Source organism: Anaeroplasma bactoclasticum (genome assembly GCF_003550015.1).
In the GTDB taxonomy this organism is placed as follows: Bacteria; Bacillota_I; Bacilli_A; order Acholeplasmatales; family Anaeroplasmataceae; genus Anaeroplasma; species Anaeroplasma bactoclasticum.
In genome coordinates this window covers 1-15,241 of the sequence record NZ_QXEV01000031.1, presented here as the reverse complement: position 1 = coordinate 15,241, position 15,241 = coordinate 1, and the positions used below count along the sequence as shown (strand labels likewise).

The 15,241-nt window shown below is 33.5% G+C and carries 4 protein-coding genes; all 4 read left to right on the top strand.

What is annotated here, in order from left to right:
• Positions 1 to 120 precede the first annotated feature (120 nt).
• The 4 genes from EI71_RS08750 (at position 121) to EI71_RS08735 (ending at position 14,898) form a co-directional block, all read left to right on the top strand.
• Positions 121 to 12,348, top strand: a complete 12,228-nt coding sequence (locus tag EI71_RS08750) for a hypothetical protein (RefSeq protein ID WP_211321094.1) — start codon at positions 121 to 123, stop codon at positions 12,346 to 12,348.
• A gap of 10 nt (positions 12,349 to 12,358) precedes the next feature.
• Entirely contained in the window at positions 12,359 to 13,171 is an 813-nt protein-coding gene (locus EI71_RS08745) for a P-loop NTPase family protein (protein WP_119016866.1), read from the top strand.
• A 113-nt stretch (positions 13,172 to 13,284) separates the two neighbouring features.
• A complete protein-coding gene (locus EI71_RS08740; RefSeq protein ID WP_119016865.1) occupies positions 13,285 to 14,019 on the top strand; it encodes a tRNA threonylcarbamoyladenosine dehydratase in 735 nt (244 codons plus the stop codon).
• Between the two features lie 9 nt (positions 14,020 to 14,028).
• Positions 14,029 to 14,898 carry a tRNA 2-thiocytidine biosynthesis TtcA family protein gene (locus EI71_RS08735; RefSeq protein WP_119016864.1) on the top strand — a complete coding sequence of 290 codons (870 nt, stop codon included), beginning with the start codon at positions 14,029 to 14,031 and terminating at the stop codon, positions 14,896 to 14,898.
• Positions 14,899 to 15,241 lie beyond the last annotated feature (343 nt).

Sequence of the window (15,241 nt, the reverse complement as noted above, 5' to 3'; positions counted from 1 at the left end):
TGTGGTGAAGAATTAGATAGAGTTCATCATACAATTGATGCACTTGGTCACACTCCATCAGATGCAGTAGAAGAAAATAGAATTGAAGCTACATGTACAACTGCTGGTTCTTATGACACAGTGGTATATTGTACAGTTTGTGGCGAAGAAACATCAAGAGAACATCATACTATTCCTGCATTAGGACACGCTTATGGTGAGGTTACATATACATGGAATAGTGATAATAGTAAGGTAACCGCAACAAGAGTATGTAGCGTTTGTGGTGATATTGATACTGAAACTGTAGATACAACTTCAGTGACAGTTAACCCTACTTGTACATTAAAGGGTAAAACAACATATACAGCTGTATTTACAAATGCTGCATTTGAAACTCAAACTGAGGAAGTAGAAATTCCATCTCTTGGCCATACGAATGGTGAAGCAGTAATTGAAAATGAAGTAGCAGCAACATGTACAACTGCTGGTTCTTATGACACAGTAGTATATTGTACAGTTTGTGGCGAAGAGCTATCTAGAATTACAACAACAATTCCTGCGCTAGGCCATACAGATGGCGAAGCTGTAGAAGAAAATAGAATTGATGCAACATGCGAAACTGCAGGTTCATATGATACTGTAGTATACTGCTCTGTATGTGATGGTGAGATTTCAAGAGAACATCATACTATTCCAGCATTAGGACACGCTTATGGCGAGGTTACATATATTTGGAATAGCGAAAATAGTGAAGTAACTGCAACTAGAGTTTGCGCACATGACAATAATCATGTTGAAACTGAAACAGTTACCACATCTTATAAGATTACAACAAATCCAACATGTACTGAAACAGGTATTCGTACATATACAGCAGTATTTACAAATCCTGCATTTGCTACACAAACTAAGAATGAAACAGTAGCTGCATTAGGACATAAGGGTGGTAATTCCGTATTTGAAAATGAAGTAGATGCTACATGTACTACAGATGGTTCTTATGATGTAGTAGTATACTGCTCAGTTTGTGGAGAAGAATTATCAAGAGATACTATTACTGTTGATGCATTAGGTCATACATTTGGTGAAGTAACATACACTTGGAGTAGTGATAATTCAAGTGTAACAGCAACAAGAGTATGTAGCGTTTGTGGTGATATTGAAACTGAAACAGTAGCAACAACTAGCGTAACAACTAACCCTACTTGCTTATTAGCAGGTAAAACAACATACACCGCTACATTTACAAACCCTGTATTTGTAGTTCAAACTAAGGAAATTGAGATTCCAGCATTAGGCCATGAATATGGTTCTGTTACATATATTTGGAATAGTGATAATAGTAAGGTAACAGCAACAAGAGTATGCGCACATGATGCTACTCATATTGAAGCTGAAACTGTATCTACAACTAGTGTAACTGTAAATCCTACTTGTACATTTGCAGGTAAGATTACATATACTGCTACATTTACAAATCCTGCGTTTGAAGTTCAAACTAAGGAAGAAGAAATTTTTGCCCTAGGTCATTCCTATGGCGATGCTACATATACTTGGAGCGATGACTACTCAAGCGTAACAGCAACTAGAGTATGTAGTATTTGCGCAGATGAAGATACTGAAACAGTAGCTACAACATCAGTAACAGTTAACGCAACATGTACTACAGCAGGTACAATCACTTATACCGCTGAATTTACAAATCCAGTATTTGATGCACAAACTACTCAGGTTACAATTCCAGCATTAGGCCATGAATATGGAGTGGCTTCCTACACTTGGTCAAGTGATAATACAACTGTAACTGCAAGAGTTGTATGTAGCCATGATTCTACTCATGTAATTACTGAATCTGTAAAGACTACCAGTCAGGTATTAACTGAAGCTACATGTGAGACTTCAGGCGTTAAGAAATATACAGCAGTATTTACTAGCACATATTTTGAAGCACAGACAAAAGAAGTTGAAATTCCAGCCTTAGGTCATAATTTCACTCATTATGAATTAGTTCCAACAAGCTGTACGCTATCTGGAATGGAAGAATATTATTATTGTGAAAATTGTAATAAGTATTTTGATAAGAATTACAATGAAACAACACTTGATGCATTAGTTATTGAAGCATTAGGTCATAGCTATGATTATGCAAATGGTACATGGACTTGGTCTAATGATTATAAGAATGCTACATATAAGGTAACATGCTTAAATAATTCAGCTCATACATTAAGCTTTAATGCAACAATTACAGATGAAATTACATTAAATCCTGCTTGTACAGCTACAGGTATTAGAACTTATACAGCTATAGTTACAGTAGAAGGTAATACATATACATCTACAAGAGAAGTATCTATTCCTGCATTAGGTCATGAATTTGATTATAGTGTTGGTGAATGGACTTGGTCTATAGATTATACATCTGCAACTATTTCCTTTGCTTGTACAAATGATAATTCACATAAGGATACATATAATGCAACCATTTCATCTAGCATTACAGTTAATCCAACTTGTACCGCTAAGGGTGTTAAGACTTATACAGCTAAGGTTACATTAAATGGCGTAGTTTATACAGATACTAAGACTAAAGAAATAGATATGGTTCCTCATACATATAGCCATGTTGATTCCATTGATGCTACATGTGAGGATAGTGGTATTCATGAGCATTATTTATGTACTGCTTGTGGAGAATATTTCGATTCTGAATATAATTTAGTATCCTATGATTCATTAATTATTCCTGCACTTGGTCATAATTATGATTATGCAAATGGTACATGGATTTGGGCAGTAGATTATTCTAATGCTACATATTATGTATCTTGTACAAACGATAATGCTCATACATTATCCTATACTGCAACAATTACTTCTAAGACTATTGCACTAGCTACTCATACCGAAACAGGTAAATTAGAGCTTACTGCAACAGTAGAGGTTAATGGAGTTACTTATACAAATATTGCGTATGAAGATACTCCAAGATTACACCATACAGTTTCTACAAAGGTTTTAGCTAAAGAGCCTACATGTGAAGCAAATGGTAATATCTTATATTATTATTGTGAGGATTGTAATACTTACTATAGCGATCCTGCAATGGAAAATGAAATTTCTTATTCAGATACAATTATTCCAGCATTAGGTCATGCATATGTTCATCATGATAAGGTCGATGCTACATGCACAACTCCTGGCATGAATGATTATTATACATGTGAAAACTGTGATAAGGTATTTGATTCTAATAAGAATGAAACAACACTTACTGATCTAGTGATTAAAGCATTAGGCCATACAGAAGGTAGCCCAGTAGAAGAAAATAGAGTTAATCCAACTTGTGAAGCTGCAGGTTCTTATGATTTAGTAATCTACTGTACAGTTTGTGGTGAGGAATTATCTAGAGAACCTCAAGTAATTCCTGCCTTAGGTCATGCATATGTTCATCATGATAAGGTTGATGCTACATGCACAACTCTTGGCATGAATGAATATTATACTTGTGAGAATTGTGATAAGGTATTTGATTCTAATAAGAATGAAACAATACTTACTGATTTAGTAATCAATGCTTTAGGACATACTCATGCAACTCCAGTAGAGGAAAACGTAGTAAATCCAACATGTACAGCTACAGGTTCTTATGATTCAGTAATCTACTGTACAGTATGTGGTGAAGAATTATCTAGAGAGCCTCATACAATTGATGCTTTAGGACATACAGAAGGTAGCCCAGTAGAAGAAAATAGAGTTAATCCAACTTGTGAAGCTACAGGTTCCTATGATTTAGTAATCTACTGTACAGTATGTGGTGAGGAATTATCTAGAGAACCTCAAGTAATTCCAGCATTAGGACATACATATATTCATCATGATAAGGTAGATGCAACATGTACAACTGCAGGCATGAATGAATATTATACTTGTGAGAATTGTGATAAGGTATTTGATTCTAATAAGAATGAAACAACACTTGCTGGCTTAGTAATCAATGCATTAGGTCATACTCATGCAACTCCAGTAGAAGAAAATAGAATTGATGCAACTTGTGAGGTTGCAGGTTCCTATGATTTAGTTACTTACTGTACAGTATGTGGTGAAGAATTATCTAGAGAGCCTCATGCAATTCCAGCATTAGGCCATACTTATGGTTTAACTACTTATTCATGGAATTTAGATCATACTGCATGTACTGCAGAAAGAACATGTTTAGTTTGTGGTTCTATTGATTCTGAAGTAGCAACAATTACAACAATCGTTATAAATGCAACTTGTATTAGTAATGGCTCTATCAAATATACAGCAACATTTACTAATCCAGAGTTTGCAACTCAAACATATACAGGGGTAATCAATGCATTAGGCCATGATTATCAAATTACATATACATGGAGTAATGATAATAAGACATTAACTGCAACTGCAGTTTGTACTCATGATTCTAATCATAGAATTACAGAAACTGTTGCAACAACAAGCATAACAGTAGCTGCAACTTGCGAAGCTAATGGTTCTATTACATATACTGCATTATTTACTGATGATACATTTGAAACTCAAACTAAGGTATTAGAGCTTCAGGCATTAGGTCATACTCTTGGCACTCCAGTAGAAGAAAACGTAGTTAATCCAACTTGTACTGAGACTGGTTCTTATGATTTAGTTACTTACTGTACAGTTTGTGGTGAAGAATTACATAGAGAAACAATAGAAGTTAAGGCAGAAGGCCATATAGAAGGCACTCCAGTAGAGGAAAATAGAATTGAAGCTACTTGTGAGATGTCAGGTTCCTATGACTTAGTAATCTACTGTACTATCTGTGGTGAAGAATTATTTAGAGAGACTAAGACAATCGATGCCTTAGGTCATACATATATTCATCATGATGCAAATGCTGCTACATGTACACATTCTGGTAATTATGAATATTACACATGTGAAGATTGCCATATGGTATTTGATAGTGATAAGAATGTAACAACACTTGCTGATCTAGTAATTGCATCTTTAGGTCATAGAGATGGTACTCCAGTAGAAGAGAATAGAATTGATGCTACTTGTGAGGATGCAGGTTCCTATGATTTAGTAATCTACTGTACAGTTTGCCATGAGGAATTATCTAGAGAATCTAAGACAATTGAAGCCTTAGGTCATACTTATGGTGATATTACATATACTTGGAGCATAGATAACTTATCCGTTACTGCAACAAGAATTTGTACTATTTGTGGACATGAGGAAGAAGAGACTGTAGCTACAACTTCAATTACAGCTTCATCAACTTGTGAAGCTTCTGGTAGTATTTTATATACTGCAGAATTTGAATATAATGCATTTGAAACTCAAACTAAGGAAGTAATTATTCCTGCCTTAGGTCATTCCTATAAGTCAACTGTTGTTAGTCCAACATGTGAGGATAAGGGATATACAATTCATATTTGTGAAAGATGTAATGATACATATATTGATAATTATAGAGATGCTTTAGGTCATGATTATAATTCTTATTCATGGACTTGGGATGATGATTATCTAGCTGCAACAATTACATTTACTTGTAGCCATGATAATAATCATAAAGAAGTAATTTCTATTAATTCAACATCCGTAACTGTTAATCCAACTTGTGAAGCTACAGGTTCAATTACATACACTGTAACTATTGAATTTGAAGGTAATACATATAAGGATACAAAGGTAGTTTCCTTAGATGCATTAGAACATGGAGATGGCACTCCAGTAGAAGAAAATAGAATTGATGCAACTTGTGAGGCTACAGGTTCTTATGATTTAGTAATCTACTGCAGTGAATGTGGTGAGGAATTAGATAGAGAACATCATGAAATTCCAGCCTTAGGTCATGATTATGATTATCAAAATGGCGTTTGGGATTGGGCATCAGATCATTTAACTTGTTGCTACATTGTTACATGTAAGCATGATAATAATCATACTTATACATATACAGTAACATCTACAGGTGAGGTTCTTTTAGAGCCTACTCATGAGGCTAATGGTACAATCGAATATCATGCATCTGTTACAATCTTAGATAATACTTATGAAACATCTATTGAAGTAGTATTACCTAAGCTACACCATGAAACATCCATCACTGTAGCTGAAAAGGAAGCTACATGTGATGAGGATGGTAATATTAGATATTATCATTGCGTTGAATGTGGAAAGAACTTTAAGGATTCCCACATGACAATTGAAATTGAATTAGAGGATACTATTATTCCTGCACTTGGTCATGATTATATTCATCATGCAAAAGTTGATGCAACTTGCGTTAACGATGGATTAGATGAACATTATACATGCTCTAGATGTGGTAAGGTCTTTGATTTAAATAAGGTTGAAACTAATTTAGAGGATTTAGTAATAAGTGCTTTAGGTCACAATTACATTGCCGTAGTAACTAACCCAACTTGTGAGGCTGATGGTTACACTACATATACTTGTAGTATTTGTGGTGATTCTTATGTATCGGATTTAGTCAATGCATTAGGTCACGATTATGAGATTTCTTATATTTGGAATAGCGATAATAGTAAGGTATTTGCATATGCATTATGTAATACTTGTGGAGATTCCATTTATGAAGAGGCTATCGTAGTTTCTACTATTAAGAATCCAACTTGTAAGCAAGAAGGCTTAGTTACATATAAGGCAGAATTTACAAATTCAATCTTTGATACTCAAATTAAAGAAGAAGTATTAGATAAGCTTTCTCATACAGAAGGAGATGCAGTTATTGAAAACTTAGTATCTTCAACTTGTAGTGAGGAAGGAAGCTATGATTCCGTTGTTTACTGTACAGTATGTCATGAGGAATTACATAGACATAATATAACCGTAGATAAGGTAGATCATTCTTATACAAGTGTTGTAACTAATCCAACTTGTGATTCACAAGGCTTTACAACATACACATGTGAAAGATGTGGAGATTCCTATGTTTCTGATTTTGTTGATGCATTAGGTCATTCTTATACAAGTGTTGTAACTGATCCTACATGTGAAGTACAAGGCTATACAACATATACATGTGAAAGATGTGGACATTCTTTTGTAGCAGATTTAGTAGCTGCCTTAGGTCATGATTATGAAATTACTTATACTTGGAATGGAAATTCTAAGGTAACTGCAACTGCAGTATGTAAGCATAATAATTTACATATAATTACAGAGACTGTTACAACATCAAGTAAAACGATTGATGCTACATGTGATGAGGCTGGTAAGATTACTTATTTAGCTACATTTAGTAATCCATTATTTGAATCACAATCTAAAGAAGTAGTAATTAATGCATTAGGTCATAACTTAGTATTCCATGAGGAGGTTACTCCTACATGTGAGGAGACTGGCTTACTTGCATATTACACATGCTCTAGATGTGGTAAGGTATTTGACTTAAATATGGATGAGGTAAATCTTTCTGATTTAGTAATTCCTGCACTTGGTCATAATACAATTAGCTTTATTACTGAGCCTACATGTGATACGCAAGGTTATACAACATATATCTGTGATAGATGTGGAGAAACTTATGTATCTGACTATACTGATGCATTAGGTCATAGCTATACAGCAGTTGTAACTAACCCTACATGTGAGAATCAAGGTTATACAACATATACATGTGATAGATGTGGACATTCTTATGTATCTGATTATACAGATGCCTTAGGTCATACATATCAAATTTCTTATGAATGGTCTAGCGATAACTCTAAGGTTATAGCTAAGGCATTATGTTTGGTATGTGGTGATGAAATTACAGAAGAAGCATCTACATCATATACATTAATACTAGATCCTACATGTACAAATGAAGGATTAGGTAAATACATTGTTAACTTTACTAATAGCTTATTTAGCTCATTAGAAAAGGAAATTATCTTAGATAGCTTAGGACATGATTTAGTATTCCATGATGAGCTTTTACCTACATGCGAGAATCCTGGTCATAATGCATATCATACATGCTCTAGATGTGATTATTCTACATTTGAAAAGATTAATGCATTAGGTCATAATGCTTCTAGTGCAGTAGAAGAAAATAGAATTGAAGCAACCTGTGATACTGCTGGTTCTTATGATTTAGTCGTATACTGCTCAGTATGTGGTGAAGAATTATCTAGAACAAAGATGACAATTCTTGCAACTGGTCATTCCTATACATCTATAGTTACACTTCCTACATGTGAAACAGAGGGCTATACAACTCATACATGTAGCATTTGTAATCATATATATATTGATAATCACATTTCTGCACTTGGTCATTCCTATGGCGAAGTAGTATATGAATGGAGTGATGATTATCTTACTATTACTGCAACTAAGACTTGTCTAAGATGTGGTAAAGTAGTAAAAGAAGTATCTGATACTTTAGTTACAATCGTTAAGGATGCAACATGTACAGATACTGGTATTCAGTGTTATACTTCTAATTTCAAGTTATTTGATAATCTATCTAAAAATATAGTAATTCCTAAGATTAATCATACTTATGGAGATTTAGTTGAAGAAAATAGAATTGAAGCTACTTGTGAAGTTGATGGTTCATATGATTCTGTCATTTACTGTACAGTATGTGGCGAAGAATTATCTAGAGAGCCTCATACAATTCCTGCGCTTGGTCATGACTTTGATTACGCAAATGGTGTATGGAGCTGGAATAATTATGATTCAGCTAAATATATCATTTACTGTAAGCATAATCATAGTGAAAAGGAAATCTATACAGCTGAAATTGAATCTACCCTTACTAAGGCTCCAACAGATTTAGAGACTGGTTTAAGAGTATATACTGCTAAGGTTATTATTTTAGGTATTACTTATACAGATAGCTTAACTGAGGTTATTCCTACAACAGATCATACAATTACAATTGTTTATGGTGTATTACCTACATGCGAGAATAGTGGTAATATCACATATTATTACTGCGAAAGCTGTGATAAGTATTATAGCGATGCAGAGCTTAAGAATGAAATCACTTATGAAGAAACTATATTAGCGCCATTAGGCCATGATTATATTTCTCATAAGGCTAAGGCAGCAACTTGTACAGAGGCTGGATATGATGCATATCAGACATGCTCTAGATGTGATTATTCAACATATCATGAAATTCCTGCATTAGGCCACAATTTTATTACTCAGGTTATTGCTCCTACATGTACAGAATCTGGTTATACATTACATACATGTAGTAATTGTAATGAATCCTTTATTGATACTTATGAATCTGCATTAGGTCATGATTATCAAATTACATATACTTGGGAAAGTGATTACTCTAGTATTACTGCTAAGGCTATATGTCATCATGATGATTCTCATATCATCATAGAGGTTGTAAATACTAAGTCTAGTACAATTACTCTTGCAACATGCGATAGTGATGGTTCTATTAAATATAGTGCAGTATTCGAAAATGCCTTATTTGAAGCTCAGGCTAAAATTATAAAAGTAGCTAAGCTTGGTCATAAGGAAGGTGAAGCTGCAATTGAAAATGTAGTAGCAGCTACATGTACAACTGATGGTTCCCATGATTTAGTATATTATTGTACTGTTTGTAGCGAAGAATTAAATAGAATTAGTGTATTAGATCCTGCACTAGGTCATAGCCTAGTTCATCACGATGGAGTTGATGCAACATGCAAAGAATCTGGTTATTATGATTATGATATTTGTAGTGTTTGTGGATATTCTACATATAAAGAAATTCCTGCATTAGGTCATAAGGAGCTTGAAGTTGTTAAGGTTGTTATAGAAGAAGCAACATGTCTTGGTACAGGTGCTCATTATGATGTTACATATTGTACAGTTTGTCATGAGGAGCTAAATAGAGTAATCGTTATTGATGAAAAACTAGGTCATAATTATATTGATGAGACAATTATGGCAACATGTACAACACCAGGCTATACAGCTCATACTTGTAGTAGATGTGGTAAATATTATGAGGATAATAATATTCTTCCTCTTGGTCATGATTATTCCAATATTGAATATGAATGGAATAGTGATAATACATATTGCGTAGCATATGCATATTGCTCTCATGATCATAATCATGTAATCAAGGAAGAAACTTATTCATCCTATGTAATAATGTCTAATTCTACATGTGAGGAAGATGGCTTAAAGATTTATACAGCAAACTTCACGAACATTCGTTTTGAAGATCAAAATAAGAATGTAGTAATTCCAGCATTAGGTCATAGCTATTTAGAGGCAGAATATACTTGGAATGAATATAATTCTATAGTAACTGCATCAAGATTATGCGAGGTATGTAATCATATAGATACCTTAGTATCTCATACTACAAGCCAAACAATTGCTGAAACTTGTGAAGAAGATGGTTTAATTATTTATACTGCAGTATTTAATGATCCTGCGTATGAAGCACAAACTAAGGAAGTAGTAATTCCACATCATGGCCATTTATATGGAGATGTAGTATATGAATGGAATAATGATTATTCAAAGTGTCATGCTATAAGAGTATGTCAGTATGACGATAATCACATTGATGAAGAAATTTCTACATCTACAAATATTAAGGTATTACCAACATGCTTAAATGATGGATTAATTACATATAATGCTAAATTTGAAAGTAGAGAATTTGAAACTCAAGTTCAAAAGGTAGTAATACCTGCACTTGGTCATGATTATTGCTATCATGATATTGTACTTGCTACATGTGAAATGGATGGAATAGATTCCTATTATACATGTAATCGATGTGGTGAAATCTTCGATAAGAATAAGAATACTGCAACTATGGATGATTTCATTCTAGAAGCATTTGGACACTTATATGGAGATGTAACTTATACATGGAGTAGTGATTATCTATCCTGTAAGGCAGTAAGAGTATGTAGCCATGATCAAAATCATATTGAAGAAGAGGTATCCTATTCTTCATATGTAACTGTTGATCCTACATGCACAAATACTGGCTTAGTAACTTATACAGTAGTATTTGAAAATAAAGCATTTGATACAATTATTAAGAAGGTAGTAATACCTGCACTTGGTCACTCTAATAGCGATATCGTTATTGAAAACCATATGGATGCTACATGTGAGGTGGATGGTTCATATGATTCTGTAATTTATTGCTCAGTTTGTGGTGAAGAATTATCTAGAATCCATAGTATTATTCATGCATTTGGTCATTCCTATGGAGATGTATCCTATACATGGAGTAATGATTATAAGAGTGTAGTTGCTATAAGAGTATGCTCTCATGATGAATCTCATATTGAAGAAGAAGTATCCTATACTACAAGTAAGGTAAAGGTTGCTCCTACATGTGAGGCAACAGGAGTTATGACTTATACAGCTAAATTTACAAATCCTGCATTTGCTACTCAGGTATTTAATGTATCTATGAATGCCTTAGGTCATGATTATGATTCTTGGTATTTAGTTGATTTACCTACAAAGAGTGAAACTGGTTTAATTTGTAGAGTATGTAAGAACGATTCTAATCATAAGGAATATTATGAAGTTCCAAAATTAAATGATATCGATTATGCTTATAGTATTTTAACAGAAGCAACTGGAGCAATAGATGGTAATGCAGAATACTATCAAGTATTCAATGGTGTAGAAGTTAGAGTAGAAGAGGTAATTCCTGCATATGGATTCTATTATTCATATTATAAGAACAATATGTTGGTTGCCACATATCATGGATATGATGGAGATTCTTTAGAAGTACCTTCTGATTTAGATTCATATGTAGTAAATGGTTATGTATATTACTTTAATGGATGGGATAAGGAAATCCCAAGTGAACTTCATGAGGATATGAAGTTCTATGCTAAGTTTATTATTGCAGCTGTAATTTATAATGATGCAGTAATTGAAATCCCAGAAAATCTAACAATCGATACAAGCTATAGAATATTAGTAGAGAAGGAAACAAATGAGAATACAATCAATTCTAGAATCGAAAGATTAACAAATATTGATGACTATTCTGATTTTGATTTACAATCTGCATTCCGTATTGTATTTGAAAAGGATGGAAAAACTGTAAGCTTAGCAGATGATGTCTCAATCACTATTAAGATTAAGGCAGATAGAATTGATAATTTAGATTCAAGCACTAAGCTATTCTATTTCAATGAGGATGGAAAGGTTCAAGAATTAAATTATCGAATTGAAAATGGTTATGTTATATTCGAAATGGGTACTGTAGGTGCAATTGGATTTGCAAATGATGGATTCAATTGGCTATGGGCAGTATTCGTTATTCAGTCAATGTCAATTGTGATGCTTGTCGTTGTCATTGTTTATAGAAAGAAAGTTAAAGCATAGGAGGGATATTATGAATTTAATAATATTATCATCAATTCCAGGCTATGTCCTAGCAATGATCATCATTGAAGCAATTATAATGATGGGATTAGGTGGATTCTTGATTGTAGATATTATTCGTTCAAGAATAAAAGCGATAAAGAAGGAAAAGGAAGAAGAGGAAGCAAGAAAAAGAGAAGCTGCCCAAAAGTCTATTTCTTTAGATAATCCAGAGGAGAATTATTCGAATTTAGGATTATCAGAGCTTGAATATTTAAGAAGAATGAATAAGGAACAAAAGGAATATATCGAGCTTTTGGAAAAAAGAATAAGCCTAAGAAGAGATTTAGATTCCTTAGAGGCTAAGCCTGAAGAGGAATATGAAGAGGTAGTAGAAGAAGAAAATCCTAATGCTATAGAAGAGGATACCTCATTTGATGAATTCTGGAATTCTATTCCAGTTAAAGAGGGTGTAACTCTAAATGAGGGTGAGCCTACAGGTGAGGATACTGTACTTTCTTTTGACGAGCCAATGGATGAGGATTTAAGCGTTTCTGTAGAAGAAGCCACTGAAGAATATGAGCATAACAAAAATGTAGTAATTCCAATTCCAAGAGAGGGTGTAGTTATTACTGCATCCTCCTTAAAGGGAAATACAATTGATCCTGATGAAAAAAGACGTCAGCAGGAAAAGATTCAAGCCTTCCTAAAGGAACAAGGAGAGCTTGAGGAATCTCCAAAGGTTGAAGAGGTAAAAGAGGATATTCAATATGATATCGTTGAGCCTTGGTATTGCCTTGCAAAGCCTTTTGTAAAGAAAAAGAAAAAATATAATAACTTTTAAGGATTGTGCCTAAGGCTTAAAGCTTTAGGCATTTTCTTATCATATTTTATATAAAATAATGGAAATGAATTTAAAGTTATGTTAAAATATGCAAGTCAAAAAGGGGTGATTTTATGCAGGGCCAATTTGATAGAATCGAATCACTACTTGGTAGTAGTGTCATAGATGTATTAAAAGAAAAAAAGGTTGCCATCTTTGGTATTGGTGGAGTAGGTGGATATGTCTGTGAGGCACTCGCAAGAAGCGGTGTTGGATCCTTCGTTTTAATTGATAAGGATAATGTATCTATTACTAATATCAATAGACAAATCATTGCATCCTTAGATACTGTAGGTATGGATAAAACTAAAGTAATGAAGGATAGAATCCTATCGATTAATCCGAATGCGAATGTAGAGGTTCATAATTGCTTCTTTTTGCCTGAAAATAAGGATAATTTTGACTTTTCAAGCTATGATTATGTAATTGATGCTGTAGACACAGTTACAGCCAAAATTGCTATAATTATGTGTGCAAAGGAAGCTAAAGTTCCTGTCATTTCTGCAATGGGTGCAGGAAATAAAATTAACCCCTCTATGCTTATGGTTTCTGATATCTATAAGACTAGTGTAGATCCACTAGCTAAGGTAATGAGAGCTGAATTAAAGAAAAGAAGAATAAACAAATTAAAGGTTGTTTATTCTAAAGAAAAACCATTAAAGCCAATAAAGCCTATTATTGATAATGAAAACCCTAAAAAGAATGTACCTGGCTCAATATGCTTTGTACCTGCAGCTATGGGACTTTTGATAGCATCTGAGGTTATAAAGGATTTAACTGGAATTAGAAATGATAATCCAGGTGCATAAGGAGGATATATGGAAAAATATCAAGAAATTGAAAGATCAATTATAAAAACATATAGAGGCAAACTTTGGGCTCCTTTTGTAAGGGCATTAAAAGAATATGAATTAATTGTACCTAATGATAGTGTTTGTGTATGCATTTCTGGTGGTAAGGATTCTATGCTTTTAGCAAAGCTATTTCAAGAATTAAAAAGACATTCTGATTTTGAATTTGATGTAAAATATTTAGTAATGAATCCTGGATATAATGAATTTAACTTAGAATATGTTAAAAAGAATTTAGAAATTTTAAATATACCAGCTACTATTGTAAATACAGATATTTTTGAAATTGCAAATTCTCAAGATAAGAATCCTTGCTATTTATGTGCAAAAATGAGAAGAGGTGCATTATATAGAATAGCTAAGGATATGGGTTGTAATAAGATTGCATTAGGACATCATTATGATGATGTCATTGAAACAACTTTAATGAATATGCTTAACGCTGGTTCCTTTCAAACAATGCTTCCAAAGCTTCATAGTGATAATTATGAAGGAATGGAGCTTATTCGTCCATTATATTTAATTAGAGAAAAGGATATTAAGGCATGGGCAAAATATAACGATTTAAAATTCATTATGTGTGCATGCCGTTTTACAGAGGCTTGTTCTGTAGATAATGAAATTAATATGAGCCAACGATTAACTACAAAAAGATTAATTCAAACATTAAAGAAGGATTATAATGAGCTTGTTGAAAAGAATATCTTTGCAGCTGCTTCTAATGTTAATCTAAATAAGATCATTGGATATAAAAAAGATGGTGAAAAGCATACCTTCTTAGAGGATTATAAAGGAAGAAGAATGCCTGATGAAGAAGCAAAAAGAGACTTGAAATAAAGTCTCTTTTATTTGTGTGCCGGGCATGGCACTAATCTTACTGGTGAAAGTCCAGTCACGGGTATTTACCGCCAAGTGTAGCGAACCTCAAGCCGTTAGGAGTAATCCTATGGGTGAAGGAAGAGGTGTAGCAAAATCCTTGAGCCTACGAACAGAAACTTGATGAGGCTAAATGGTAAGTGGATAAGGTTGCAAATCAAACTGAAGTCCTAATGGTAAACGTAAAACCAAAACAGTAAATCAAGAGGTTGTGGGATGAAAGATTAGTGAATTACCCCGGGAGGCCCTAACGCGTATTATATACGTGCGATAAAAAGCGAATAGTTAGGGAGTCAGCTGAGGT

Coding starts and splice junctions, on each gene's coding strand:
- EI71_RS08740 (WP_119016865.1), top strand. CDS start 13,285: ATGCAGGGCCAATTTGATAGAATCGAATCACTACTTGGTAGTAGTGTC.
- EI71_RS08735 (WP_119016864.1), top strand. CDS start 14,029: ATGGAAAAATATCAAGAAATTGAAAGATCAATTATAAAAACATATAGA.
- EI71_RS08745 (WP_119016866.1), top strand. CDS start 12,359: ATGAATTTAATAATATTATCATCAATTCCAGGCTATGTCCTAGCAATG.